General features: G+C 74.7%; 23 protein-coding genes and 1 other RNA gene. 12 read left to right on the forward strand and 12 right to left on the reverse strand.

The genetic code is table 11. The features are described from left to right. The first annotated feature begins 9 nt into the window (after positions 1 to 9). From OG553_RS23630 to OG553_RS23640, 3 genes are read left to right on the forward strand one after another with little or no spacing between them, the layout of a single operon-like run. Complete coding sequence (locus OG553_RS23630; protein ID WP_405980891.1) at positions 10 to 882, forward strand: MaoC/PaaZ C-terminal domain-containing protein; 873 nt, start codon at positions 10 to 12, stop codon at positions 880 to 882. A gap of 31 nt (positions 883 to 913) precedes the next feature. After that, positions 914 to 1,990, forward strand: a complete 1,077-nt coding sequence (locus tag OG553_RS23635; protein WP_405980892.1) for a Zn-dependent alcohol dehydrogenase — start codon at positions 914 to 916, stop codon at positions 1,988 to 1,990. A gap of 37 nt (positions 1,991 to 2,027) precedes the next feature. Next, positions 2,028 to 2,969, forward strand: a complete 942-nt coding sequence (locus tag OG553_RS23640; protein ID WP_405980893.1) for a 3-oxoacyl-ACP reductase — start codon at positions 2,028 to 2,030, stop codon at positions 2,967 to 2,969. A 125-nt stretch (positions 2,970 to 3,094) separates the two neighbouring features. Here the strand turns inward: OG553_RS23640 and OG553_RS23645 are convergent, their stop codons facing one another. Both OG553_RS23645 and OG553_RS23650 read right to left on the reverse strand, forming a co-directional pair. Beyond that, on the reverse strand, positions 3,095 to 3,730 hold the full coding sequence (locus OG553_RS23645) for an HAD-IA family hydrolase (protein WP_405980894.1): 636 nt from the start codon (positions 3,728 to 3,730) through the stop codon (positions 3,095 to 3,097). A gap of 45 nt (positions 3,731 to 3,775) precedes the next feature. Next, positions 3,776 to 4,981, reverse strand: a complete 1,206-nt coding sequence (locus tag OG553_RS23650) for a hypothetical protein (protein ID WP_405980895.1) — start codon at positions 4,979 to 4,981, stop codon at positions 3,776 to 3,778. Between the two features lie 176 nt (positions 4,982 to 5,157). Between OG553_RS23650 and OG553_RS23655 the strand changes: the two genes are divergently transcribed. Genes OG553_RS23655 through OG553_RS23665 form a run of 3 tightly spaced genes read left to right on the forward strand, consistent with a single transcriptional unit; the run spans position 5,158 to position 8,110 of the window. Further along, on the forward strand, positions 5,158 to 6,018 hold the full coding sequence (locus OG553_RS23655; RefSeq protein WP_405980896.1) for a Nif3-like dinuclear metal center hexameric protein: 861 nt from the start codon (positions 5,158 to 5,160) through the stop codon (positions 6,016 to 6,018). Then, positions 6,015 to 6,758: a zinc ribbon domain-containing protein gene (locus OG553_RS23660; RefSeq protein ID WP_405983119.1), complete on the forward strand. Its 744-nt coding sequence runs from the start codon at positions 6,015 to 6,017 to the stop codon at positions 6,756 to 6,758. Before OG553_RS23655 ends, OG553_RS23660 begins: the two co-directional genes overlap by 4 nt. Further along, positions 6,758 to 8,110 carry a bifunctional RNase H/acid phosphatase gene (locus OG553_RS23665; protein WP_405980897.1) on the forward strand — a complete coding sequence of 451 codons (1,353 nt, stop codon included), beginning with the start codon at positions 6,758 to 6,760 and terminating at the stop codon, positions 8,108 to 8,110. The genes OG553_RS23660 and OG553_RS23665 overlap by 1 nt, the downstream gene beginning before the upstream one ends. Positions 8,111 to 8,171: 61 nt before the next feature. Here OG553_RS23665 and OG553_RS23670 read toward each other — a convergent pair whose 3' ends face one another. Beyond that, positions 8,172 to 10,184 (reverse strand): protein kinase domain-containing protein, encoded by a 2,013-nt coding sequence (locus OG553_RS23670; RefSeq protein WP_405980898.1) that lies wholly within the window; start codon positions 10,182 to 10,184, stop codon positions 8,172 to 8,174. 187 nt (positions 10,185 to 10,371) lie between these two features. Between OG553_RS23670 and OG553_RS23675 the strand changes: the two genes are divergently transcribed. Next, positions 10,372 to 11,091, forward strand: coding sequence for a DUF4352 domain-containing protein (locus OG553_RS23675; protein WP_405980899.1), 720 nt, complete (start codon positions 10,372 to 10,374; stop codon positions 11,089 to 11,091). A 68-nt stretch (positions 11,092 to 11,159) separates the two neighbouring features. Here OG553_RS23675 and rnpB read toward each other — a convergent pair. Beyond that, an RNA gene (gene rnpB, locus OG553_RS23680) (RNase P RNA component class A) lies at positions 11,160 to 11,562 on the reverse strand. A 77-nt stretch (positions 11,563 to 11,639) separates the two neighbouring features. Here rnpB and OG553_RS23685 point away from each other — a divergent pair. Both OG553_RS23685 and OG553_RS23690 read left to right on the forward strand, forming a co-directional pair. Then, positions 11,640 to 12,374: a MerR family transcriptional regulator gene (locus OG553_RS23685; protein WP_405980900.1), complete on the forward strand. Its 735-nt coding sequence runs from the start codon at positions 11,640 to 11,642 to the stop codon at positions 12,372 to 12,374. After that, complete coding sequence (locus OG553_RS23690) at positions 12,371 to 13,180, forward strand: hypothetical protein (RefSeq protein ID WP_405980901.1); 810 nt, start codon at positions 12,371 to 12,373, stop codon at positions 13,178 to 13,180. The genes OG553_RS23685 and OG553_RS23690 overlap by 4 nt, the downstream gene beginning before the upstream one ends. A gap of 100 nt (positions 13,181 to 13,280) precedes the next feature. Here OG553_RS23690 and OG553_RS23695 read toward each other — a convergent pair whose 3' ends face one another. Next, positions 13,281 to 14,231, reverse strand: coding sequence for a helix-turn-helix domain-containing protein (locus OG553_RS23695; RefSeq protein ID WP_405980902.1), 951 nt, complete (start codon positions 14,229 to 14,231; stop codon positions 13,281 to 13,283). A gap of 100 nt (positions 14,232 to 14,331) precedes the next feature. After that, positions 14,332 to 15,774: an RNB domain-containing ribonuclease gene (locus OG553_RS23700; protein ID WP_405980903.1), complete on the reverse strand. Its 1,443-nt coding sequence runs from the start codon at positions 15,772 to 15,774 to the stop codon at positions 14,332 to 14,334. 216 nt (positions 15,775 to 15,990) lie between these two features. Between OG553_RS23700 and yaaA the strand changes: the two genes are divergently transcribed. Continuing rightward, complete coding sequence (yaaA, locus tag OG553_RS23705) at positions 15,991 to 16,791, forward strand: peroxide stress protein YaaA (protein ID WP_405980904.1); 801 nt, start codon at positions 15,991 to 15,993, stop codon at positions 16,789 to 16,791. Positions 16,792 to 16,852: 61 nt separating this feature from the next. On the opposite strand, the gene OG553_RS23710 is transcribed toward yaaA, so the two are convergent. After that, positions 16,853 to 17,605 (reverse strand): bifunctional DNA primase/polymerase, encoded by a 753-nt coding sequence (locus OG553_RS23710; RefSeq protein ID WP_405980905.1) that lies wholly within the window; start codon positions 17,603 to 17,605, stop codon positions 16,853 to 16,855. A 149-nt stretch (positions 17,606 to 17,754) separates the two neighbouring features. Beyond that, positions 17,755 to 18,381 (reverse strand): TetR/AcrR family transcriptional regulator, encoded by a 627-nt coding sequence (locus tag OG553_RS23715; protein WP_405980906.1) that lies wholly within the window; start codon positions 18,379 to 18,381, stop codon positions 17,755 to 17,757. Positions 18,382 to 18,539: 158 nt separating this feature from the next. Here OG553_RS23715 and ddaH point away from each other — a divergent pair, with 158 nt between their 5' ends. Further along, on the forward strand, positions 18,540 to 19,349 hold the full coding sequence (ddaH, locus tag OG553_RS23720; protein ID WP_405980907.1) for a dimethylargininase: 810 nt from the start codon (positions 18,540 to 18,542) through the stop codon (positions 19,347 to 19,349). A gap of 3 nt (positions 19,350 to 19,352) precedes the next feature. Here ddaH and OG553_RS23725 read toward each other — a convergent pair whose 3' ends face one another. Together OG553_RS23725 and OG553_RS23730 are read right to left on the reverse strand one after the other, a co-directional pair. After that, positions 19,353 to 20,372, reverse strand: coding sequence for a small ribosomal subunit Rsm22 family protein (locus OG553_RS23725; RefSeq protein WP_405980908.1), 1,020 nt, complete (start codon positions 20,370 to 20,372; stop codon positions 19,353 to 19,355). A 79-nt stretch (positions 20,373 to 20,451) separates the two neighbouring features. Continuing rightward, the gene (locus OG553_RS23730) at positions 20,452 to 21,786 is read right to left on the reverse strand and encodes a Bcr/CflA family multidrug efflux MFS transporter (RefSeq protein ID WP_405980909.1); all 1,335 of its coding nucleotides are present in this window, start codon (positions 21,784 to 21,786) and stop codon (positions 20,452 to 20,454) included. A gap of 108 nt (positions 21,787 to 21,894) precedes the next feature. Between OG553_RS23730 and OG553_RS23735 the strand changes: the two genes are divergently transcribed. Then, on the forward strand, positions 21,895 to 22,656 hold the full coding sequence (locus OG553_RS23735) for an SDR family oxidoreductase (protein ID WP_405980910.1): 762 nt from the start codon (positions 21,895 to 21,897) through the stop codon (positions 22,654 to 22,656). 77 nt (positions 22,657 to 22,733) lie between these two features. Here the strand turns inward: OG553_RS23735 and efeU are convergent, their stop codons facing one another. Both efeU and efeB read right to left on the reverse strand, forming a co-directional pair. After that, positions 22,734 to 23,585: an iron uptake transporter permease EfeU gene (gene efeU / locus OG553_RS23740; protein ID WP_405980911.1), complete on the reverse strand. Its 852-nt coding sequence runs from the start codon at positions 23,583 to 23,585 to the stop codon at positions 22,734 to 22,736. Between the two features lie 22 nt (positions 23,586 to 23,607). Next, a complete protein-coding gene (efeB, locus tag OG553_RS23745; RefSeq protein ID WP_405980912.1) occupies positions 23,608 to 24,879 on the reverse strand; it encodes an iron uptake transporter deferrochelatase/peroxidase subunit in 1,272 nt (423 codons plus the stop codon). Positions 24,880 to 24,889 lie beyond the last annotated feature (10 nt).

Here is a 24,889-nt window from a genome sequence, read left to right on the forward strand (position 1 = left end):
AGCATCCCCATGCCGATCGATGCCGCGAGGGCCCTGGCCGCCGAACCCCGACAGGGGAACATCGGCTGGGACCACAAGGACATCCAGCTCTACCACCTCGGCCTCGGAGCGGGCACCTCGCTGCACGGGCAGAGCCTCGCCACCGACCCCGACGAGCTCCGCTACACCCTGGAGTCCAGGCTGCACGTCCTGCCCAGCTTCGCGACCGTCGCCGGAGCCGGCATGGCCATGCTCGGCGGCCTCGCCGCCCCCGGCATCGAGGTCAACCTCGCCAACGTCCTGCACGGCGGCCAGTCCATCGAGCTGCACCGGCCCATCCCGGTCAAGGGGAACGCCACCTCCTCCGCCAAGGTCGCCGCCCTCTACGACAAGGGCAAGGCCGCGGTGATCGTGCTGCGCACCGAGGTCGCCGACGCCGACGGGCCGCTGTGGACCAGCGACGCGCAGATCTTCGTACGCGGCGAAGGCGGCTTCGGCGGCGAGCGCGGACCCTCCGTCAAGGAAGAGCTGCCCCGGCGCGCCCCCGACCGCACCGAGGAACGGCACATCCGCGAGGAGCAGGCGCTGCTCTACCGCCTCTCCGGGGACTGGAACCCCCTCCACGCCGACCCGGAGTTCGCCAAACTGGCCGGCTTCGACAAGCCGATCCTGCACGGCCTGTGCTCGTACGGGATGACCCTCAAGGCCGTCGTCGACACCGTCCTCGGCGGCGACGTGTCCCGGGTCCGCGGCTACCGCACGCGCTTCGCCGGGATCGTCTTCCCCGGGGAGACGCTGCGCGTCCGGATGTGGCGGGAGGAGGGCCGCGTACTCGTCTCGGTGACCGCCGCCGACCGGGACGACGCGCCGGTCCTCGCCGACACCGTCGTCGAACACTCGTAGCACCTCGTAGCACCCACTAAGGAGCCGCACCGTGCGCGCAGCACTGCAGAGCGAGATAGGCCAGGACAAGCTGGAGGTCGTCGACGACATGGAGGCCGTGGGCTTCGGCCCCGGCAAGGTCAGGATCCGCATCAAGGCCACCGGCCTGTGCCACTCCGACCTCTCCGCGATGAGCGGCGTACTGCCGCAGCCCGCCCCCTTCATACCCGGCCACGAGGGCTCCGGCGTGATCACGGACGTCGGCGACGGGGTCACCTCCCACCGGGTCGGCGACCGCGTCCTCGTCTGCTGGCTGCCGCCCTGCGGCCACTGCCCCGCCTGCAAGCGCGGCCAGGGCCACCTGTGCCTGGAGGCCTTCGGGAACGTCGCCACCCCCAACTTCAAGCGGGCGGCCAGTGACGTCTTCGGCTTCGCCGGCACCGGCACCTTCGCCGAGGAGATGGTCGTCCCGGCCGCCTGCGCGGTCCCCATCCCCGACGACCTGCCCTTCGACATCGCCGCCCTCATCGGCTGCGGAGTCACCACCGGCCTCGGCGCGGCCATCAACACCGCGAAGGTGGAGGCCGGCTCCTCGGTCGCCGTCATCGGCTGCGGCGGCGTCGGCATCTCCGTCATCCAGGGCGCCAAGGTCCAGGGCGCGGCCCAGATCATCGCCGTCGACCCGGTCGCCTCGCGGCGCGAGGCCGCCCTGCGGTTCGGGGCCACCGAGGCGGTCTCCCCGGAGGAGTTCGCCGACGCCAAGAACCGGATCACGGCCGGCGAGGGCTTCGACTACGTCTTCGAGGTCGTCGGCAAGTCCGCGACCGCGCAGAAGGCGTACGAGATGACCCGCCGCGGCGGCTCCGTCGTCGTGGTCGGCGCGGGCGCCCTCGACGACAACTTCCAGGTCAACATGTTCTCCCTGTTCTTCGACGAGAAGAAGATCCTGCCCTCGATGTACGGCGGCGGCGACGTCCTGCGCTCCTACGAGCGGACCGTCGCGCTGTGGCGGGCCGGCCGGATCGACCTGGAGAACCTGATCACCCACCGGGTGAACCTGGCCGAGATCAACGAGGCCCTGGACCAGATGCGCACCGGCGTCGCCCTGCGCACCTGCATCGAACTCTGAGACCGCTGCTCACCGACCGCTGAGAGGAACGCTACGGATGTCACTCCCACTTGAGGGGCTCTCCGCCATCGTCACCGGCGCCGGCCGGGGCCTCGGCCGGGCCGAGGCCCTCGAACTCGCCCGGCTCGGCGCGAGCGTCGTCGTCAACGACTTCGGGCAGAGCGGCCGCGACGGCTCGGGCGAGGCCTCGGCCGCCCCGGCGGAGGAGGTGGCCGAGGAGATCCGAGCGGCGGGCGGCCGGGCGGTGGCCCACCTGGGCGACGTGGCCGACTTCGAACAGGCCCGGGAACTGGTCGGCCTCGCCGTCTCCTCCTTCGGCAAGCTCGACGTCCTCGTCAACAACGCGGGCATCCTGCGCGACCGGATGGTCTTCTCGATGACGGAGGACGAGTGGGACTCGGTCATCCGGGTCCACCTCAAGGGCCACTTCAACACCACCCACTTCGCCGCCGCGCACTGGCGGGAGCGGTCCAAGGCGGCGGGCGGCCCGGTGTACGGGCGGATCGTGAACACCTCCTCGGAGGCCTTCCTCGGCGGTTCGGCCGGCCAGCCCAACTACGCCGCCGCCAAGGGCGGCATCGTGGGCCTCACCACCTCGACCGCCCTGGCCCTGGCCAAGTACGGGGTGACGGCCAACGCGATCTGCCCGCGCGCCCGCACCCGGATGACCGAGGACGTCTTCGCCGGGTTCCAGGTCCCGGAGGAGGGCAAGCTCGACGCCCTCGCCCCCGAGCACGTCTCCCCGCTGGTCGGCTACCTGGCCTCGCCGGCCTCAGCCAAGGCCAACGGGCAGCTCTTCGTCGTGCACGGCGGGATCGTCGTCGTGATGGAACGCCCCCGGGTGGCCGCGAAGTTCGACACGGCCAAGGAGGCCTTCTCCTACGAGGAGCTCGACGGGCTCCTCACCCCGCACTACGACTCCCGCCCGGCGAACGAGACCTTCGCGGCGGCCGAGGTCCTGGGCCTCAAGCACGGCTAGCGGAGTCCGGCACGGCGGCGGCCCGGGGCGGGGACCCCCGGGCCGCCGCCGTGTGCGCGTCCGGGCCGGTCCGTGCCCGTCCGGGCCGGTCCGTGCCCGTCCGTGTCCGTCCGGGTCGGTCCGGGTCAGTCCAGGAAGGCGAGCGCCGCGCGCAGGTCCTCGGGCCTGCGGTAGTGGACGCCGGTCATGCCGAAGGCCTCGGCCGCCTCCACGTTCTCCCGGCGGTCGTCCACGAACAGGCACCGCTCCGGGGCGGCGCCCGCCCGCTCGGCCGCGATCGCGTAGATCTCCCGGTCCGGCTTGGCCACGCCCTCCCGGGCGCTGCTGACCACGTGGTCCGCGAGGTCGGTGAGGCCCATCGCCGCCAGGTCCTCGTCCAGGTCCAGGGCGGCGTTGGTCACCAGCACCAGCGACAGCCCGGCCGCCCGCGCCCCGCGCAGTACGGACACCACCGCCTCGTCCGCCGCGAACGGGGACCGGGTCATCGCCTCGGCCAGCTCCCACGAGCGTGCCTCGGCGTAGTCCTCCCTGAGCCGCTCGGCTATGGACTCCGCCCACTGCTCCCGGGTGATCCGGCCGAGCAGCAGCGGCCGGTCCAGCTCGGGGGAGAAGGCCAGGGCCGCCGTGGTGCCCTCGTGGAGGCCGGCCAGGCGCTCCAGCGCGGCCAGGCCACTGGAGTCGTAGAAGCGGATGACGTTGTCGAGGTCGCACAGGACCGCGTCGAAGGGCCTGTCGGCGCCGGGGCGTTCGGTGATCGTCACGCCCCTTCCCTATCACGGGACCCCGTACGCGCCCCCGTACGCGGATCAGCCCAGCGGCGCCTGCTGGAGCGGCACCGGACGCGGGGCGGGCGGCGGGGGCGGGTCCACGCGCACCGGCGGCGGCGGGGCGGCGGGCTGGCTCAGGCTGACGACCCCGCACGGCACCCCGGGGGTGGCGTACGGCAGGCACAGCCGCCCGTCCGGGGTCCACAGCCCGCTCCCGAGCCAGCCCTCCGGGGCGCCGAGCCGGAAGACGTACCGGTCGGCGGGACGCCACAGCGCGAGGCCGCCGTCGCCCACCCGGAGCGCGACCCCGCAGGTCTCCGGCATCAGGACCTGCCCGGGCTGCACCGCGAAGGGGTGGGCGTCCTCCAGCCGCAGGCAGTCCGGGAAGCGGACCGGCCGCTCGCTGCCCAGCACCCCCCAGCCCAGCCGCGGTTCGCCCGGGGCGTCCGAGCGGATCAGCAGCAGCCCGCTGTCCGGGGCCGCCAGCAGCAGCCGGTCGTCGCTGTCCTCGGAGATCTGGAGCAGCGGGCTGACCACCCCGCCCCGCCCCAGGTCCACGGCGACGGCCTTGGTGCGGCCGTCCACCTCGCGGTCCAGGGCCAGCAGCCGGCCGGTACGGTCCAGCCAGACCCCGCCCGAGCAGCGGCCCGGGACCACCGCGACCCGCTCGGGCCCGCCGGAGCCCCCGGCCACCTGCCAGACGGTGCTCTCCCCGGCCCCCACCGCCAGGGCGAAGGCCCCGCCCCCGTCGGGCGACGGCGGCAGCAGGCGGACCAGAAGCCCGTCCTCGGCGTCGACCGAGCCGAGCCGGAACTCCCCGGTGCGGGGGCCGGACGCGGCGCCCGACGGGTAGAGGAGGGAGAACTCGTGCCGGTCGGCGACCCGGCGGTGGATCAGCACCTGCCCGTCGGCCAGCGCCAGCACCTCGCTGTCGGCCTCCTCCGGCTGTGAGAGGGGCAGCGGCACGGCGTACGGCTCAGGACCGCCGAGCGTCCAGCGCTCCGGGTACCGCGCCTCGCCCTCCCCGGCCAGCCGGGCCGCGTACCCCCCGTCGGCGGACACCGCCAGGACCGGGGCCGGGGCCGCCGGGGCGGCGGGCGCGGGGGCCGTGGGTGCCGGGACCACCGGGGCCGGCGCTGCGGGGGCCGCGGGGGCCCCAGGGTGCTCGGGGACCCCGGCCGGCTCGGCGGCCTCGGGGTCGGGGAGCTCGGTGGTCGTCGTGATCTCGGTGGCACAGACAGTCATCCGGGCCGTCACCTCCGCAGAGGAAACTAGGTTTCGTACTCGCAGCCGAACAACACGACCCAGCCCGCTTCACACGTACGGGTGGCCCGTCATCGATTCACCAGTGGCGGGGGATGCGGTTGTGCTGCCGCCCCGGCCAGGGGACCACCGGTCGCCACGGACGGTAGCCTTGGCCCGTGCCCCGTCTCTCTGAAGTCATCGCCGCGCTGGACGCTCTCTGGCCCCCCTCGCGGGCCGAGGAGTGGGACGCCGTCGGCACCGTCTGCGGCGACCCCGACGCCGAGGTCACCCGGGTGCTGTTCGCCGTGGACCCCGTACAGGAGATCGTCGACGAGGCGCTGAAGCTCGGCGCCGACCTGGTCGTCACCCACCACCCCCTCTACCTGCGCGGCACCACCACCGTCGCCGCGGGCACCTTCAAGGGCCGTGTCGTGCACACCCTGATCAGGAACGACATCGCCCTGCACGTGGCCCACACCAACGCCGACACCGCGGACCCCGGGGTCTCCGACGCCCTCGCCGGCGCCCTCGACCTGCGCGTCACCGGCCCCCTCGTGCCCGACCCCACCGACCCGGCGGGCCGCCGGGGCCTGGGCCGGATCTGCGAGCTCGACCACCCCGAGACCCTGCGCGAGTTCGCCGCCCGCGCCGCCGCCCGGCTGCCGCGCACCGCGCAGGGCATCCGCGCCGCCGGCGACCCGGACGCGCTGATCCGCACCGTCGCCGTCAGCGGTGGCTCCGGCGACAGCCTCTTCGCGCAGGTCCGCGCCGCCGGCGTGGACGCCTTCCTCACCGCCGACCTGCGCCACCACCCGGTGTCCGAGGCCCGCGAGCAGAGCCCGCTCGCCCTCGTCGACGCCGCGCACTGGGCCACCGAGTGGCCCTGGTGCGAGCAGGCCGCCGCCCAGCTCGACGCGATCTCCGAGCGCCACGGATGGGGTCTGCGGACCCACGTCTCGCGCACGGTCACCGACCCCTGGACGGCGCACGCGCCGTCCGCCACACCCCCTTCTAGTGCCTCTGGAGCCCCCAACTGAACGCCGAGCCCGCCGACCAGATCCGACTTCTCGACGTCCAGGCCCTGGACGTCCGGCTGTCTCAGCTCGCCCACAAGCGCAAGTCGCTGCCCGAGCACGCCGAGGTCGACTCGCTGACCAAGGACCTCAGCCAGCAGCGCGACTTCCTCGTCGCCGCCCAGACGCAGGCCAGCGACGCCGCCCGCGAGCAGACCAAGGCGGAGCAGGACGTCGACCAGGTGCGCCAGCGCGCCGCCCGGGACCAGCAGCGGCTCGACTCCGGCGCGGGCATCTCGGCCCGGGACCTGGCGAACCTGCAGAGCGAGGTCGCCTCGCTCGCCAAGCGCCAGGCCGACCTGGAGGACGTCGTCCTGGAGGTCATGGAGCGGCTGGAGGGCGCCCAGGAGCGCGTCACCGGGATCACCGAGCGCGTCTCCGCGCTGGAGGCCAAGCTGACGGACGCCACCGCGCGCCGCGACGCCGCCACCGGCGAGCTCGACACCGAGGCCGCGAAGGTCACCAAGGACCGCGAGGTCATCGTGGCCTCCATGCCGTCCGACCTGATGGCCCTGTACGAGAAGATCCGCGTCAAGCAGGGCGGGGTCGGCGCCGCGCGCCTCTACCAGCGCCGCTGCGAGGGCTGCCGGCTGGAGCTCGACATGGCCGAGATCAACGAGATCAAGGCCGCGGCCCGCGACCAGGTCGTCCGCCACGACAACTGCGGCCGCATCCTGGTCCGTGCGGCGGACTCGGGCATCTGATGCCGCGTTTCGTCGTGGAGGCGGACGGCGGCTCCCGGGGCAACCCGGGCCCCGCCGGCTACGGGGCGGTCGTCCTGGACCCGGCCACCGGTGAGACCCTGGCCGAGCGCGCCGAGTTCATCGGCGTCGCGACGAACAACGTCGCCGAGTACAAGGGCCTGATCGCGGGGCTGAAGGCGGCGGCCGAACTGGCGCCGGACGCGGTGGTCCGGGTCCGGATGGACTCGAAGCTCGTCGTGGAGCAGATGTCGGGCCGCTGGAAGATCAAGCACCCGGACATGAAGCCGCTCGCCGCCGAGGCGGCGAAGATCCTCCCGCGCGCCCAGGTCACGTACGAGTGGATCCCGCGCGAGAAGAACAAGCACGCGGACCGGCTCGCCAACGAGGCGATGGACGCGGGCAAGCGCGGCAAGCAGTGGGAGCCGTCCGCCTCCACGGCCGACCTGGCCCCCGCCCCGGCCGGGCCCCCGGGAGACGCGGCCAAGGGCGCCGCGGCGGTCCGCGCCGCCCTCGCCTCCGGCGGCGGTACGGGGACCCGTGCGGCCGGCGCCGACCTGCGGGCCGCCCGCAGCGCGGCCGCGTCCGGCGCCGACACCCTCTTCGCGGACGCGGGGGCCGAGGCGCTGACCGCGTCCTCCGCCCGCGTCCCGGCCCCGGCCGGTGCGCCCGCGACCGGTGTCGACGCGGCTCCGGCCGCGACCGGTACCGGATGGGGCGCGCCCGACATGGGGACGCCCGCCACCTTCGTGCTGCTGCGTCACGGCGAGACCGCCCTGACCCCGCAGAAGCGCTTCTCCGGCAGTGGCGGCACCGACCCGGAGCTGTCCCCGGCCGGCCGGCGCCAGGCCGTCGCCGTCGCCGAGGCGCTGGCCGCGCGGGGCACCGTGCAGGCCGTCGTCAGCTCCCCGCTGCGGCGCTGCCGGGAGACCGCGCAGGCCGTGGCCGACCGGCTCGGGCTGCCGGTCGCGGTCGAGGAGGGCCTGCGCGAGGCGGACTTCGGTGCCTGGGAGGGGCTGACCTTCGCCGAGGTGCGGGAGCGCTTCCCGGACGACCTCCAGGCGTGGCTCGACTCCCCGAGGGCGGCGCCGACGGGCGGCGGCGAGAGCTTCACCGCCGTGACCCGGCGGGTGTCGGCGGCGCGTGACCGGCTGCTGGCCGCGCACGCGGGCCGCACGGTGCTGCTGGTCACGCACGTGACGCCGGTCAAGACGCTGGTCCGCCTCGCGCTGGGCGCCCCGCCGGAGTCGCTGTACCGGATGGAGCTCTCCGCCGCGTCCCTGTCGGCGGTGGCCTACTACGCCGACGGCAACGCCTCGGTCCGGCTGCTGAACGACACCTCGCACCTGCGCTGACGGTCGCGCGAGGCGTTCCCGCAGGCCCCCGCCCCATCACGGGCGGGGGCCTGCGCGCAGTTCAGTCCCCGCAGCTGCCGGCGGTGCCCCAGCGGAGGAACTCGCCGCCGCCGGAGGCGTCTTCGGCGAACACCGCGTACCGGGCGTAGGGCCAGCCGGCCGACCTCGCGGACTCGGAGGTGAGGTCCGCGCAGGCCCTCCGCGCGGCCTTGAGGGCCCACTCCTCGCGGGTGCCGCGGTTCCACAGGGGCTTGACGGCCCACACGTACATGACCCGGCCGGACGGGTCGAAGCCGACGGCCAGGTTCTCGTGGCCGAGCCGGCCGCCGGCGGCGGCGGCGCTGCCGCCGTTCCACTCGTTGATGACCGCCGTGGCGGTCCGGTCGGCCACCCGGATCTCGTCCGCGTCGCTGGACGGGATCTTCGCGACGGCCAGCCCGCCCGCGGCCGGGTACCAGTCGGCGGCCTGCCCCGCCCGCAGGCCGGAGGCGCTGTCGGCGCCCCCGCCGGTGTCCGCCCCGGTGCCCCGGTCGGTGAGGGAGGCCGAGCAGGTGGTGTTCGTACGGAAGTCGTCCGACCAGACGACGGCGGGGCCTCCCGCGCGGCCGGTGTCGACGATCACGAAGGTGCCGTAGGGGAGGTCCGGGTAGGCGCTGCGGAGGTGGCGCAGGCCCAGGCAGGCGGTCCTGGCGACCTCGCGGAGCGAACCGCCGTCGAGTCCGCGGCCGCCGGAGGTGACGTACACCTCGCCCCGGGGCTGGTGGAAGGTGACGGCGAACGCCTGGTCGGGGTGGGCGTCGGTGTCGAGCCAGGGCCCCGTTCCCATGGACGGGTGGGCGTCGTGCTCGGCGGGCGTCCGCGCCGGGCGGGCCTGCCGCCAGGTCGCGAGGGTGGGCCCGCCGTCCGCCGTCCCGCCGTCGGCCGCGCCCTTGGCGTCGGCCGACGGGCCGGGGGCGGCCGGGGTGCCGGTGGTACGGGAGGCGTTCCCGGGGGTGGCGACGGCCCGGGTCCCGGCCGCCCGGCCGTCGTCGCGGCCGCCGGCGGGCAGTGCGATGAGCCCGCCGACGGCCCCGCCGAGGACGGCCGCGCCGACGGTGACGGCGAGCAGCAGGCGTCCCCGGCCGGGGGCGGGCGGGGCGGTCCAGGCGGGGTCGTCGACGGCGGGCAGGTGCCACTGGGCGGCGATCGGGTCGCGGGGGAGGGTGGGTGCGGGGCCGGCGGCGAGGAGCTGGGTGGGCTCCGCGGCGAGCAGGGCCGAGCAGCGGGCGGCGGCCCGCTCGGCGGTCGGCCGGGCCCCGGGGTCCTTGGCGAGGGCTTCCGCGACCACCTCGCGGAGCGCGGCGGGGAGCCCGTCGAGGTCGGGCTCCCCGGACATGACGCGGAACGCGACCACGTCGGGGGCGCCGGTGCCGAAGGGGAGGCGGCCGGTGGCGGCGTGGGCCACGAGGGCGCCCCAGGCGAAGAGGTCCCCGGCCGGGCCGGTGGTGCCGGTGCGGTAGTGCTCGGGGCTGATCCAGCCCGGTGTGCCGGTCATGACGCCGGTCCGGGTCACGGACGTGCCGTCGGCGGCGTGGGCGATGCCGAAGTCCAGCATCCGGGGGCCAGCCGGGCTCAGGATGACGTTCTGCGGTTTCACGTCCCGGTGGACCACGCCCGCGCGGTGGATCGCGGAGAGGGCCTGGGCGGTCCCGGCGGCGAAGGCGCAGAGGCTGCCGCCGGTGAGCGGGCCGTGGGCGGCGAGGTGCCGGTCCAGGGTCGGGCCGGGCACGTACTCGGCGGCCAGCCAGGGGCGTTCGGCCTCGGTGTCGGCCGCCAGCAGGGGCACCAGGCAGGGGCCCTGGACGCGGGCGGACAGGGCGACCTCGCGGCGGAACCGGGCCCGGAACTCCGGGTCCTGGGCCTGTGCCGGGTGGACGGCCTTGACGGCGACCCGCGTTCCCCGGGGGTCGAGGGCGGCGTGGACGGTGCCCATGCCGCCGCTGCCGAGGCGCCCGATGATCCGGTAGGGGCCGATCCTCTTCGGGTCGCCGGGGTGGGCGGGGTGAACCCGCCCGCCGGGGGCGGTGCTTCTCAAGGGGGCTTCTCTCTGTCAGCGCGGCCGATTCGGAGGAGACCGTCTCATTTTTGGGACTTCCTATGTCACGCTTTGGCGTTTTATTTAAGCTGGGCTGCGCTCATGTTCCGAGTTCACGGCGCTCCTTCCGAGGGTGTTCGGCATCCGGCCCTGAGCCAGACGGCAACCACCCAGCGGAGGAGTCCCCTTGACCACCCCTTACCCCGGCCAGCAGCCGGACCAGCCCTACGGCGGGCAGCCGCAGCAGCCCTACGGGCAGCAGCCCGGCTACGGATACCCCCAGCAGCCCCCGGCCTACGGCCAGCAGCCCCCGCCGCCCTACGGCTACGCGGCCCCGCCGCCGCCCCCGAAGAAGAGCAACGCCGGCAAGATCATCGGCTTCGGCTGCGGCGGCATCGTCCTGCTGTCGCTGGTCCTCTTCGCCTGCGGCGCGGTGGTCACCGGTGCGACCAAGAGCGGCAACAAGAAGGACACCGGGATCACGGTGCCGTCCGCTCCCGCCCCCTCGGCCCCCAACGCGGCGCCGATGCAGCCCGCGCCCGGGAACTCCGAGGCGCCGGCCGGGACGGCCGACAAGAACGCCGACGTGGTGCTCACCGCCTCGGCCACGGCCTTCAGGCCCAGCGTCCTCGCCCAGGGCTCCGACTACACCTCCGTGAAGGTGACCATCGTCAACAACGCCGCCAAGGAAGTCGACGTCAACGTCTTCTACTTCGAGGTGACGGCCGAGGACGGCACGCGCAAGCAGATCGAACTGGCGGCGTCCGAGGACCAGATCGACACCGTCAAGCTGGCCAAGGGCGAGAAGGCCACCGGCACCATCACGGTCAAGGGCAAGGTCACCGCGAAGACGGTGACGTTCAGGAACGGCTTCATCGGCAAGACGTACACCGCCCCGGTGAAGTAGCCGCGCGGCCCGCCGGGCCCCGCTCCGGCGGGTCCCGGCCGCCCCGGGAGGGCGAAGAAGGAGAACGGCAGACGAGTCGGCCTGTACGCCGGGTTCTGTCACCCGGAGACCTCGCGGTCGCCGGGGAGACGGCCATCCATCTAGGACCGGCGTTGCCGCCGGCCTCGTGCGGTCTACCCGCGAACATCGGGCGGGCAGCCCTCAAGCGTTCGCGCAGACCCGTCCGGGGACGGATCCTCTTGACCTTGCTCCAGGTGGGGTTTACCTAGCCGCCTGAGTCACCTCAGCCGCTGGTGGTCTCTTACACCACCGTTTCACCCTTACCGGAGGCCGAAGCCCCCGGCGGTCTGTTTTCTGTGGCACTGTCCCGCGGGTCACCCCGGGTGGGTGTTACCCACCACCCTGCCCTGTGGAGCCCGGACGTTCCTCGGCGGGATCCGGGGACCCCGACGCGGCCGCCCGGCCGACTCGTCTGTCGTGCCGACCATGCTACCGGCTGTCCGCGCCGCCTTGACCTTGACGCAGCGGCAGGGTTTCTACTGAGGGACATGCGGATCGGAGAGATCGCCGCGCTCGTCGGGCTCACCACCCGGGCGATCCGGCACTACCACCATGTCGGGCTGCTCCCGGAGCCGGAGCGGCGACCCAACGGGTACCGGGCCTACACCGTGCGCGACGCCGTACTGCTGGCCCGGGTGCGCCGGCTCACCGAGCTCGGGCTGGGCCTCGACGAGGTGCGGGACGTCCTCGCCGACGACGCGGGGCGCGAGCTGGCCGACGTACTCCACGAGCTGGACGCCGACCTCGCGCGGCAGGAGGCCGAGCTGGCCGAACGCCGCCGCCGGCTGGCCGTGCTGCTCGCCGCCGGGCCCGGGGACGGCGAGCCGGTCTCGCCGGCGCTCGCCGCGCTGCTCGCGAAGGCCCCGCCGACGGACTCGCCCGCCGCCGCGAAGGACCGCGAGCACCTCACCCTGCTCGACGCCACCGGCGCCGTGGGGGAGGAGCTGTACTCCGTCCTCGGGCGGCTGGCCGCCGACCCCGCCGTACTCGCCCTGTACGAGCGGCTCGACGAGCTGGCCGACGCCCCCGTCGACGACCCGCGGATCGGTCCGCTCGCCGAGGAGATGGTCGCCGCCGTACCGGACGAGGCCTTCGCCGCGATCCCGTCCGGCGGACCCGTCGTCCCAGGCTTCGGGGAGGCGCTGCTCGCCGAGTACGCCCCCGCGCAGGCGGAGGTCGTACGCCGGGTGATGGAGTCCTTCACCGGCAGGGGGCCGGCGTGAGCGCCGTACGGGCCGCGCGGATCGCGGCCTGCGCCGTCATACCCGGCGAGCTGGTCCTCGTACTGTGCCTCGCGGCCGGCGTGCGCCCGCCCGGGTGGGCGACGGTCGCCGCCGAGGCGCTGGTGCTCGGGGTGCTGGCGCTGGAGGCCTGGGTGCTCTGCTCCCTGCGGCGGCGCACCGGCTCCTGGCGGCGGGCCGTACGGGCCGCCGTGCCCGAGCCGGTCGTGCGGCTGCTGGTGCACGAGCTGTGGGCCGCCGCCTCCCTCGGCCGGTGGATCGTGCGCCGCAGGCACGGCGTCGGCCCCGGCGACCTCGCCGCCGCGTACACCGGGCCGCAGACGGCCATGATGTACGGACTCCTCTTCGTGTCGGTGATCGAGACGGTCGGGCTGGCCGTGCTCATCCCCTGGCCCGCCGTGCACCGCGTGGTTCTGGTCCTCGACGTGTACGGGGCGCTGCTGGTCCTCGCCCTGCACGCGGCCTGCGTGACCCGCCCGCACGTGCTGCGGGCCGACGGCTCGCTGCGGATCCGCTACGGGGCACTGTTCGACCTCACCGTCCCGCCGGACGCGGTGGCCTCCGCCCGGGTCGACCGCCGCTACCCCGAGGGGCGGCTCGTCACGGTCTCCGAGGACGGGGTGCTCGACCTGATCGTGGGCAGCCAGACGACCGTCACCCTGGAGCTGAACCGCCCGCTGGACTTCCGCCGGCCGCTGGGCGCCCGGGGCACGGCCCGCACGGTCCGCTTCCACGCCGACGACCCCCGCGCACTGGTGGCCGCACTGCGGCAACCCGCACCCCCGTGACGGGCTGCCGCACTGCGTGGGGACCCTCCGGGGGGAGGAGGAGTCGTACGCAGAGCGTGGCAGCCCCGGCCCGGCCCCGTCTTGTACAAAACGGCCCGCCTCAGCCCGGCGGCGGCGGGAGCAGCACGCTCGTGATGCGGTCCGGCACCCGGTCCAGTGCCGAGCCCGGCGGCAGGCCGCCGCGCAGCAGCGCGAACCGGGCGGGCGGCAGACCCGTCATGGCCTTCACCTCCCGGCCCAGGTGCGCCTGGTCGTGGTAGCCGCAGGCGGCCGCCACCTCCGCCGGGGGCGTCCCGGCCGCCAGCCGGCGCAGCGCGTGCTGGAGCCGGAACAGCCGGGCCACGGCCTTGGGCGGCAGCCCCACCTCCTCCCGGAACCGGGCGCGCAGCCGGCGTGCGCTCCAGCCGGCCTCCGCGCCCGCCCGGGCCGGCGCACCCGGGCCGGTGTCCGCCCACAGCCGGGCGAGCGCGCCGCGCACCTCGGGAGCGCCGGCCGGGCCCCGGTCCAGGCGGGCCGCGAAGACGGAGTCGAGCAGGTCGAAGCGGGCGCCCCAGCCGTCCGCGTCCCGGAGCCGCTCGGCCAGCCGCCGCCCGCCCGGCCCGAGCACCTCGGCGAGGTCCACCGGGCCCTGCCCGAAGTGGACCATCGGCACCCCGAAGAGCCGGTACGCGCCGAGCGGGCTCAGGTTCACCTCCAGCCCGTGCACCGCGCCCGAGTGCACCCCGAGCACGGGGCCGGTGCGCGGGCCGCCGATCAGGGCGCGGGAGGCGGCGGCGGGCCGCAGCCGGGCGGTGTCGAGCCCGGCGCCCCGGCTCACCCACAGGCCCTCGTCGAAGGTGAACACCAGCGTGACGAAGCCGGTGGGCAGTTCCAGGCGCCGCCGGGGTGCGGTGAAACGGGTGTCGAAGCCCGTGTAGTTCACGACGTGCGGGCGCAGTACGGCGGCGGGCCCGCGCGCCGGGGCCGCCGGCATCGCAGGCGCCGCGGCTCCGGCGGGCTGGGCGGCTTCGGAGGGGGAGGGCCCGGCGGGCCCTTCGGCGGCACCCGACACCGGGCCTCCCGGGGCTCGCGCGGCCGGTGGCGCCGCGGGGTGCGCAGATGATGGCAGAGCCGCCCCCCGAGGGCCATACCGGTGCCGGGGTGAGCTCCCCCTACGCCGACGCGAAGAGGATCTTCGCGGTGCCCGGGTCGGCCTGGGTCAGCCGGACCCGGATCCGTTCGCCGAGCGGCAGCCGCTGCGTCCGCGACTCGACCCGTCCCACCACGGCCGGCTCCTCCAGGTGGACCGTCCCGACCTTCGGCTCCTGCTCCTTCACGTCGATGACCGTCGCCTCGAAGGTTTCCCCGACGCGGTCCTTGAGCAGCGCCGCCTCCACCAGGTCCACGCACTCCCGCTCGACCGAGTTGGCCAGCCGGGTGCCCTCCGCCATCTCGTGCGGCAGCGCCTCCAGCGCCTCGACCGCCCACGCGGGCGGCTCCGCCCCCGCCACCGCCGCCACGCACAGTTCGCCGGCGTACCGGTCGGCGAGCCGGCGCAGCGGGGCGGTGCAGTGGGCGTACGGGGCGGCGACCGCCGCGTGCAGGGCGGGGTCCGGGGTGCGGCCGCCGGTGAAGACCGTGTAGCCGGCGCCGCGCAGCAGGGCCGTGCACTCCTGGAGGAAGGCGGCGTGCGCCGGGACGCGCGGGTCGAGGGAGCGGACCAGCGCCGCGTACGGGACGTGGTGCGGCCAGTCGATCCGCAGGGCCTTCGCCGCCCGGCGCAGCCGCCCGACCGCGCCGTCGGGTGCGGCGGGGAGGGTGCGCAGGATGCCGGTTCCGGAGGCGAGCATCAGCTCGGCGGCCGCCATGCCCGTCATCAGGGAGACCTGGGCGTTCCAGCCGTCGGCCGGGAGCGGGGCCCGGTAGGCGAGGCCGTACGAGCCGTCGTGTTCGACGACCTCCTGCTCGGGGACGTTCAGGGAGACGCCGCCGCGCTCGGCCTCCAGGGCCTCGCGCAGGATCCCGATGTCCTTCAGCAGGGCCAGTGGGGGTTCGGCGGTGCCGGTGTCGATGGCCTTCTGCACGCCGTCGTAGTCGAGTTTGGCCCGGCTGCGCACCAGGGCCCGGCGGACGTCGGTGGTCTCGACCCGGCCGTCGGAGTCGAGGTCCAGCCGCCACACGAGGGCCGGGCGGGTCCGGTCGGGCAGCAGGCTGGCCGCGTCCTCGGAGAGCACCGTCGGGTGCAGGGGGACCTTGCCGTCGGGGAAGTAGAGGGTGGTCACCCGGCGGTGGGCCTCGGCGTCGAGGGCGCCGCCCGGGCTGACGAAGGCGGCGACGTCGGCGATGGCGTAGTGCACGCGGTAGCCGCCGGTGGGCCGTTTCGCCAGGTGCATGGCCTGGTCGAGGTCGACGGAGGCGGGCGGGTCGACGGTGAAGAAGGGCAGGTCGGTCAGGTCCTCGGACGGCAGCCGGGGAGCGGCGGCCGCCCGCTCTGCCTCGGCGAGCACCTCCGCCGGGAAGGTCCCGGGCACACCCAGTCGCGTCCGCAGGTCGCCCAGCGCGGCGCGCAGCACCGCCCCGTCCGCTGCGGCCATGTGCATGTGACGGCGTGGCATGGACCGAGCGTAGGCCGAGTACGGCGGATCCGCGCGGGCCGCGGGACCCGCCGGGCGGCGGGACACGGCGCGGAACCGGCTCCGTACGACGGTGTGGAACCGCCCGGGACGCGCGGCGCGGCCGGGGCCGTACGCCGGTGAACGGGGCGCGGCGGGCCGTCTACCCTGGCTCGGGGGCCGCATCCCCTGCGCCGCGTCGTCTGAAGGAGAACCACCGTGCTCGTGCTGCTGCCGCCCTCCGAGGGAAAGGCCGCCGGCGGCTCCGGCGCACCGCTCGACCCCGCGTCCCTGTCGCTGCCGGGCCTGGCCCCCGCGCGGGCGGCCGTCCTGGAGGAGCTCGTCGAGCTGTGCGCGGGGGACGAGCCGAAGGCGCGCGAGGTGCTCGGGCTCAGCGAGGGCCTGCGGGGTGAGGTCGCGAAGAACGCCGCCCTGCGCTCGGCGCCGGCCCGCCCGGCCGGGGAGATCTACACCGGTGTGCTGTACGACGCCCTGGACCTGGCGGGGCTGCCGGCCCCCGCGCGGGAGCTGGCCGAGCGGACGCTGCTGGTGTTCTCCGGGCTGTGGGGCGCGGTGCGGGTGACGGACCGCATCCCCTCCTACCGCTGCTCGATGGGGGTCAAGCTGCCGGGGCTGGGCGCGCTGGGCGCGTACTGGCGCACGCCGATGGCCGAGGTGATGCCGCGGGAGGCGGGGGACGGGCTGGTGCTGGACCTGCGCTCGTCGGCGTACGCGTCCGCGTGGAAGCCGAAGGGCGAGACGGCGGGCCGTACCGCCACGGTGCGGGTGCTGCACTCGCAGGTGGTGGACGGGGTGGAGAAGCGGTCGGTGGTGAGCCACTTCAACAAGGCCACCAAGGGCCGCCTGGTACGCGACCTGCTCCTCGCCGGAGCCGTACCGGCGACCCCGGCGGAGCTGGTGACGGCCCTGCGGGACCTGGGCTACACGGTGGAGGCCGAGGCCCCCGCGAAGCCGGGGAAGGCCTGGTCCCTCGACGTGGTGGTCACCCAGATCCACTGAGCCCCTCCCGGGCGCGCCGCCCGCGCGGCGCGTCGGGAAGGAAGGGCGGAGCGGTCGGCGGTCAGCGGCCCGTGGGCCAGGCGACCGCGGCCGGGGTCTGGTCGAGGGTGCCCGCGTACTGGGCGCAGGCGTCCGTGAGGGTTTCCAGGAGGGTCAGCGGGTCCGGGAGCGGGTGGCGGACGTCGCGCAGCCAGGTCACGGAGTGGTCGCCCGGGAGGGCCGCCGGGGGGAGCAGGACGTAGCTGCCGCGGCAGTGCCAGCGCAGGCCGGGGTGTTCGTCCATCGTCTCGGGGTGGCAGTCCAGTTCGCAGGGCCACCATTCGTCCTCGTCCTCCGGCGTACCGCGGGTCGCCGTGAAGAAGAGCATCCGGGCCTGGTCGCCGGTGCCGCCGGACTCGGCGACGGGGCCGACCTCGATGCCCGCGGCCAGCAGGCGCTCCAGCGCGCTGCGGCCCGCCTCCAGGGGGACGTCCAGGACGTCGTGCACCATGCCCGTCGCGGTGATGAAGTTGGCCTGGGGCTGGTTGCGCGCCCAGCGCTCGATCTGCGCGCGGTCGGTGGTCGACTGGGTCTGCCAGGCGAAGGAGACGGGGTGCCGGGCGGGCGTGGGACAGCCGATGCGGTCGCACGAACACCGGTAGCCGTCGGCGGGATGGGCGGCGGGGGCGAGGGGGAGTCCGGCGGTGGCGACGGCGAGCAGGAGCGCTTCGCGCTCCTTGCCGGGGTCCTCTGGGGCGGGTTTCGAGCGGCGGCGCAGCCACTGGGAAATCCTGCTCTGCTCGCCGCGTTTGACGCGGCCGGACTCAGACCCCATCTATCCCCTACCTCACCGTTGCCCCGGCAGACCATTCCATGGTCCCACCATCGGGAGCTCCGGGTGACCGCACCCCCCGAACGGACTCCCCGATCGAGTTCCCCACATAACCACACGATCAGGCCATATGGTTCTCGGCCGTGCCGGTGTCAGCGGCTCTCCGGCCGCCCGGCGGTGACGTATCCCACGCCCGCCAGCACCCCGTCCACCAGCGCGTCCGCGAAGCCGTGGGTCAGCGGCGCGGTCCGCATCAGCCACCGGTACGTCAGCGGGCCCACCAGCATCTCCGTCGCGAGCCGCAGGTCGGTGCCCGCCGGGAGCTGCCCGGCTTCCCGGGCCGCCCGCAACCGCGCCTCGTACAGCGCGAGCTGCGGCTCCAGCAGGCGCTCCGTGAAGCGCGCCCCGAGCTCGGGGTCCGTCGCCCCGGCCGCGGTCAGCGCGCGCGCGGGGGCCTCGTAGCGGGCGTCGGCGAACTCGTCCACCGTGGCCCGCAGTACGGCCTTCAGGTCCGCCGCCAGGTCCCCGGTGTCCGGGAAGCCGGTCCAGCCGCCCTCCGCGGCCGCCTCGCCGGCCAGGGACAGCGAGGCGTCCAGCAGCACTTCGGCCTTCGAGGACCACCACCGGTAGATGGTCTGCTTGCCGACTCCCGCGCGGGCCGCGATGGCCTCGATGGTCAGCTTGTTGTAGCCGACCTCGCCGACCAGCACGAGGGAGGCGTCGAGGATGGCGCGCCGGGAGCGGTCGCTGCGGCGGGTGGCGTCAGGGGTTTTGGTCACCTCCCCAACCTACCAAGGCAGTCCGAGACGTCTCGTCTTCCAGCCGTTGTGGTAATTCACCCGATCAGTTCACTGCGCGGCCACCCCCGAGGAGAGACGATTCTCTCGACACACGCACAGCACCGTGAGTCCGTAGTCACAGTCGTGAGGAGCCTTCTTTGCGCAGAGACGCCACACCCCGGCGCTACCTGATGTGCCCACCCGCACACTTCAAGGTCACGTACTCCATCAACCCGTGGATGGACCCCACGAAACCGGTGGACCTGCCCCTCGCACTCGCCCAGTGGGAAGACCTGCGGGACCGCTACCTCTCCCTCGGGCACACCGTCGAGACCCTCGTCCCCGATCCGGGCCTGCCCGACATGGTCTTCGCCGCGAACGGGGCCCTGGTCGTCGACGGCCGCGTGCTCGGCGCCCGCTTCGCCTATCCGGAACGCGCCGCGGAGGCGGAGATCCACCTCGACTGGTTCCGCGCGCACGGCTTCGCGGACGTCCACGAGCCCTCGCACGTCAACGAGGGCGAGGGCGACTTCGCCGTCACCGCCACCTACATCCTGGCCGGCCGGGGCTTCCGCTCCAGCCCGCTCTCGCACGACGAGGCCCAGGAGTTCTTCGGCCGCCCCGTCATCGGCCTCGACCTGGTGGACCCGCGCTACTACCACCTGGACACGGCGCTCTGCGTCCTCGACGGCGACGAGATCATGTACCACCCGCCGGCCTTCTCCCCGGGCAGCCAGGACGTGCTCCGCCGGCTGTTCCCCGACGCCCTCGTCGTGGAGGACGAGGACGCGGCGGCCTTCGGCCTCAACTCGGTCTCCGACGGGCGGCACGTACTGCTCCCGCAGGGCGCGACCGGGCTGCTGGCCCCGCTGCGCGACCGGGGGTTCGAGCCGATTCCGATGGACCTGGGCGAGCTGCTCAAGGGCGGCGGCAGCGTGAAGTGCTGCACCCAGGAGCTGAGGCCGTAGGCCCTACTCCGCGTCGTCGGCCGACGGCGCGGGCGGCCAGACGTCGCCCCACTCGGCGTCCCGGGCCGCCTTGTACAGGACGCCGTGGCGCTTGGTGACGGTGGCCCGGGACAGCCCCGCCTCCTCGGGACCGCACAGGTCCAGCAGCGCCAGCCCCTTCCGGATCTGCGGCCTGCGCGTGATCCGGGAGGGGACGGGCGTCACGGGGAACCGGGTCGCGGCGACGTAGGCGAACTTCTCGTCCTCGTACGGCAGGGACCCGCCCTTGACCTTCCGGTGCAGGGAGGAGCGGCTGACCCGCGCCGAGAAGTGGCACCAGTCCTGCCCGACCTCGATGGGGCAGGCCCCGTCGTGCGGGCAGGGCGCCGCCACGGTCATCCCGGCCGCGATCAGCTGCTCGCGGGCCTCGCGGATGCGCAGGTACCCCTGGGGAGTGCCCGGCTCGATCAGCACGACGGCCCGCCCGGCGCGGGCAGCCTCGGCGACGACCGCCGTACGGGCCTCCTCCGTCAGCTCGCCGAGCACGTACGACACGGTCACCAGGTCCGCGTCCGGCAGGGCGATCCCGCCGCCGATGACGGCCCGCCGCCACTCGGCCGCGCGCAGCACCCCGGACGGCGAACGGCCCGCCAGCTCCTTGCCGAGCGCCAGCGCCGGCTCAGCCCAGTCCAGCACCGTGGTCGTACGGGGCCCGTCCCAGGTGGCGTCCACCGCCCAGGCAGCGGCGCCCGTGCCGCCGCCCACGTCCACGTGCGAGCCGGGCGTCCAGTCGGGGGCCGCCTCCGCCAGCCCGTCCAGGGCGGCGCGTACGGCCTCGAAGGTGGCCGGCATCCGGTACGCCGCGTACGCCGCCACGTCGGAGCGGTCGCGCAGCACGGGGGCGTCGGTGGGGGTGGCCCCCCGGTAGTTGGCGATCAGCCGCTCGACGGCGGCCGAGGCCTGCTTCGGCGGGAGCCCGTCGAGCAGCCCGGCGAGCGCGCTGCGGAGGGTTTCGGCGGAGGTGGGGGCGGGTGCGGCGTTCACCCCGGAAGTTTACGGCGCCCCGGAACCCGCCCCGGGTGCCGCCGGGGCGTCCGCCGCGGACCGGGCCGTGCCGTCCGGATCAGGCCTGTGCGGCGACGGACTCCCGTGTCCGCCAGGGCCGGCACATCCCGAGGAAGCAGGCCACCGCCAGCACCGAGCAGGTCACCTGCACCAGCGCCATCGGCACCGCCGTGTCCTCGCCCGCGATCCCGACCAGCGGCGAGGCGACCGCCCCGACCAGGAAGGAGGAGGTGCCCAGCAGCGCGGACGCCGATCCGGCGACGTGCGGGGTCCGCATCAGGGCCTGCGCGTTGGTGTTCGGCAGGACCAGGCCCATCGCCGACATCAGCACGAACAGCGCGGCGGCGACGGGCACCAGCCCGGCCTTCCCGAACACCCCGGTGGACATGAGCAGCAGGGCCACGGAGGCGACGGTGATGACGGCGAGCCCGGTGGCCAGGGCCTTGTCCAGGCTGACCCGGCCCACCAGCAGCTTGCCGTTGATCTGGCCGATGACGACCAGCCCGACCGCGTTCAGCCCGAACAGCAGGCTGAAGGCCTGCGGGGAGGCCCCGTAGATCTCCTGCACCACGAAGGGCGAGGCGGATATGTAGGAGAAGAGCACCGCGAAGGCGAAGCCGCCCGCCAGGGTGTAGCCGACGAAGGCCCGGTCGCCGAGCAGCCCGCCCATGGTCCGCAGCGCGGCGCCCACACCGCCGGTCTGGCGGCGCTCGGGCGGCAGGGTCTCGCCGAGGCTGCGCCACACGAGGAGGGTGAGCGCGAGACCGACGGCGGTGAGGACGACGAAGACCCCGCGCCAGTCGGCGAAGCGGAGCACCTGGCCGCCGATGAGCGGGGCGATGATCGGGGCGGTGCCGGATATCAGCATCAGGGTGGAGAAGAAGCGGGCCATCTCGACGCCCTCGTACAGGTCGCGCACGACGGCCCGGGCGATCACGATGGCGGCCGCGCCGGCCAGGCCCTGGAGCAGCCGGAAGCCGATGAGCAGTCCGGCACTGGGGGCGAGGGCGCAGATCGCGGTGGCGAGGACGTAGACGGCCATGCCGGCCAGCAACGGCCGGCGGCGGCCCCACTTGTCGCTCATCGGGCCGATGACCAGCTGTCCGAGCGCCATGCCGGCGAGGCAGGAGGTCAGGGTGAGCTGGACGGTCGCGGCGGGGCTGTGCAGCGCGGCGGTGACCTCGGGCAGGGCCGGGAGGTACATGTCCATGGACAGCGGGGGCAGGGCGGTGAGGCCGCCCAGGATGAAGGTGACCAGCAGGCCGGTGCGGCGCGCGGCCGTCAGGGGGGCGTCGGCGGGGGCCTTCGGGGGCGCGACCGGCGGCGGGGGACCGGTTGAGGGATCGGGCGACGGCCCGGGCGAGGGGGCCGTGGAAGGGCCGCTCTCCGACATGCGGAACTCCAGTCTTTTCATCTGCTTTATGCACCCCTGACCGACCCATGCTCTCAGCTGTCGGAACGTCCATGGCCCGATGTCCGCTGTGACGTACTCTGCGGCCCCATGAGCGCACCCGCGAAGAAGACCGCAGTAGTGACCGGAGCCGGCTCCGGGATCGGCCGTTCCGTGGCCCTGGCCCTGGCCGGCGCGGGCTGGTCGGTGGCCGTGGCCGGGCGCCGGACCGGACCCCTGGAGGAGACGGCCGCCGCGGCCGGGGCGGGCGCGGACGTGCTGCCCGTACCGGCCGACGTCAGCGACCCCGGGGACGTCGCCGCGCTGTTCGGCGCCGTGCGCGAGCGGTACGGGCGGCTCGACCTGCTCTTCAACAACGCCGGCACCTTCGGCCCCGCCGGGGTCCCGCTGGAGGACATCGGCTACGAGGCCTGGCGCCAGGTCGTCGACGTCAACCTGACCGGCTCCTTCCTCTGCGCCCAGGCGGCGTTCCGGGTGATGAAGGAGCAGGACCCGCAGGGCGGCCGGATCATCAACAACGGCTCCATCTCCGCCCACGTACCGCGTCCGAACTCCATCGCCTACACCGCGACCAAACACGCCATGACCGGCCTGACCAAGTCCCTGTCGCTCGACGGCCGCCCGTACCGGATCGCCTGCGGGCAGATCGACATCGGCAACGCGGCCACCGAGATGACCGAGCGCATGCAGACCGGGATCCTCCAGGCCAACGGGCAGCTCGCGGTGGAGCCGGTGATGGACGCCGCCGACGTGGCCCGCACCGTGCTGCACATGGCGGAGCTCCCGCTGGAGGCCAACGTCCAGTTCGCGACGGTGATGGCCACCGCGATGCCGTACATCGGCCGGGGCTGACGGGGCGACGCGGCAACGGCGAAGGCCCCCGCTCCGCGCGGGTGCGCGGGCCGGGGGCCTTCGGGGGTGGGCCGGGGTCAGCTCCTGGCCCCGGTGCGGGTGTCCGCCGGGGGCTGCGCGGGGGTGCGGAGGCGGGCCGGCAGGAGGAAGAGGGTCAGGACGACCGCCAGGTACAGGGCCCACACCACCAGCTGGTAGACCGTCGGGTCCGGCTGGAAGTTGAAGACGCCCTTCAGCAGCACCCCGTACCAGCTGTCCGGCGCGATCACCGAGCTGATGTCGAAGGCCTTGTCGTTCAGGCCGCCGAGGAACCCGGCCTCCTGGAGGTCGTGGACCCCGTACGCGAGCACGCCCGCGGCCACGACCACCAGCATCCCGCCGGTCCACTTGAAGAACTTCGCCAGGTTGATCTTCAGGGCGCCCCGGTAGAACAGCCAGCCGAGGACGATCGCGGTCGCGATGCCCAGCAGCACCCCGATCAGCGGCGCCGAGGAGCCCTCGCCGCTCGCGCGGACCGACGCCCACACGAACAGCGCCGTCTCCAGGCCCTCGCGGCCCACCGCCAGGAAGGCGGTGGCGACCAGCGCGCCCGTGCCCATGGCGAGCGCAGAGTCGAGCTTGCCGTGCAGTTCGGCCTTCAGGTGCCGCGCGGTGCGCTTCATCCAGAAGACCATCCACGTCACCAGGCCGACCGAGATGATCGACAGGCTGCCGCCGAGGAGCTCCTGCGCCTCGAAGGTCAGCTCCTGCGTGCCGAACTCCAGCAGCGCGCCGAACGCGAGCGAGAGCCCGCAGGCGATTCCGATGCCGAGCCAGACCGGGCGCAGGGCGGCCCGGTTCCCGGTCTTGACCAGGTACGCGACGAGGATGCAGACGACCAGGCTGGCCTCCAGCCCCTCGCGCAGGCCGATCAGATAGTTGCCGAACACGGCTTTTCCTCTCCGGCGGGGACTACGCGAACAGGGACCGGCCCCACCAGTCGTCCTTGTCGCGGACGCCCGGCGGGACGGCGAAGATCGCCGAACCCACGTGCTGGATGTACTCGTTCAGGACGTCCGACTTCGCCAGCCGGCGCTGGATCGGGATGAAGCCCTTGCGGACGTCGCGCTGGTAGGCCAGGAAGAACAGGCCCGCGTCGAGGCGGCCCAGGCCGTCCGTGCCGTCGGTGAAGGAGTAGCCGCGACGCAGGATCGTCGCCCCGTCGTTGGTGTCGGGGTGCGCGAGGCGCACGTGCGCCTCCGGCTTCATCGCCTTCAGGAACGGCTCGTCGCGCTCCTTGGACTTGCCCACGGGGGCGCCCTCGCCCTTGTCGCGGCCGAAGATGTCCTCCTGCTCCTGCAGGGGGGTGCGGTCCCAGATCTCGATGTTCATCCGGATGCGCCGGGCGACCAGGTACGAGCCGCCGGTCAGCCAGTCGCTGCCGTCGCCCGCGCCGACCCACACGTGCTTGTCCAGGGCGGGCTTGTCGGTGCCGGAGATGTTCCGGGTGCCGTCCTTGAAGCCCATCATGTTGCGCGGGGTCTGCTCCTCGGGCGTGGTCGAGGAGGTCTTGCCGAAGCCGAGCTGCGACCAGCGGACGACGACCTTGCCGAAGCCGATGCGGGCCAGCTGGCGGATGGCGTGCACGGCGACCTGCGGGTCGTCGGCGCAGGCCTGGACGCACAGGTCGCCGCCGGAGCGGGCCTGGTCCAGGTTGTCGCCGGGGAAGAGCTCCAGGTCCACCAGGGCCTCGGGGCGCTTGCCCTCAAGGCCGAAGCGGTCCTTGGCGAACAGCCCGGGGCCGAAGCCGATGGTCAGGGTGAGGCGGGAGGGCTTGAGGCCGAGGGCCTCGCCGGTGTCGGTGGGCGGGGCCTCGGGCGCGCCCTCGAACACGTCGCCGACCGGCAGGCCGGCCGTCATCAGCCGGGCCGCGGCCGTCCACTCCTTGAGGAGCGCGACCAGCTCGTCGCGGCTCTTCGTCTTCACGTCGAAGGCCGCGAAGTGCAGCCGGTCCTGGACGGCGCTCGCGATGCCGGCCTGGTGCTCCCCGTGGAAGGGGACCGCCGCCCCGGCGGAGGCCGCCGGGGAGATGTCCGAGCCGCCGCCGAACGCGGCGACCGCGCCGCCGGCCGCGGCCGCTCCGACCGCCAGCCCCGCCCCGCCCCAGCCGAGCACGGCACGGCGCGAGGGCGCTGCGGCGGCGCCCGCGGCGCCCGTGGTCTCTTCCGACACCTGGTCGGTCATGGTGCTTCTC

The sequence above is a fragment of the Streptomyces sp. NBC_00158 genome (genome assembly GCF_045160885.1).
GTDB lineage: Bacteria > Actinomycetota > Actinomycetes > Streptomycetales > Streptomycetaceae > Streptomyces.

Coding starts and splice junctions, on each gene's coding strand:
- OG553_RS23630 (WP_405980891.1), top strand. CDS start 10: ATGCCGATCGATGCCGCGAGGGCCCTGGCCGCCGAACCCCGACAGGGG.
- OG553_RS23640 (WP_405980893.1), top strand. CDS start 2,028: ATGTCACTCCCACTTGAGGGGCTCTCCGCCATCGTCACCGGCGCCGGC.
- OG553_RS23650 (WP_405980895.1), bottom strand. CDS start 4,981: ATGACTGTCTGTGCCACCGAGATCACGACGACCACCGAGCTCCCCGAC.
- OG553_RS23665 (WP_405980897.1), top strand. CDS start 6,758: ATGCCGCGTTTCGTCGTGGAGGCGGACGGCGGCTCCCGGGGCAACCCG.
- OG553_RS23685 (WP_405980900.1), top strand. CDS start 11,640: ATGCGGATCGGAGAGATCGCCGCGCTCGTCGGGCTCACCACCCGGGCG.
- OG553_RS23700 (WP_405980903.1), bottom strand. CDS start 15,774: ATGCCACGCCGTCACATGCACATGGCCGCAGCGGACGGGGCGGTGCTG.
- OG553_RS23710 (WP_405980905.1), bottom strand. CDS start 17,605: ATGGGGTCTGAGTCCGGCCGCGTCAAACGCGGCGAGCAGAGCAGGATT.
- OG553_RS23730 (WP_405980909.1), bottom strand. CDS start 21,786: ATGTCGGAGAGCGGCCCTTCCACGGCCCCCTCGCCCGGGCCGTCGCCC.
- OG553_RS23735 (WP_405980910.1), top strand. CDS start 21,895: ATGAGCGCACCCGCGAAGAAGACCGCAGTAGTGACCGGAGCCGGCTCC.
- efeB (WP_405980912.1), bottom strand. CDS start 24,879: ATGACCGACCAGGTGTCGGAAGAGACCACGGGCGCCGCGGGCGCCGCC.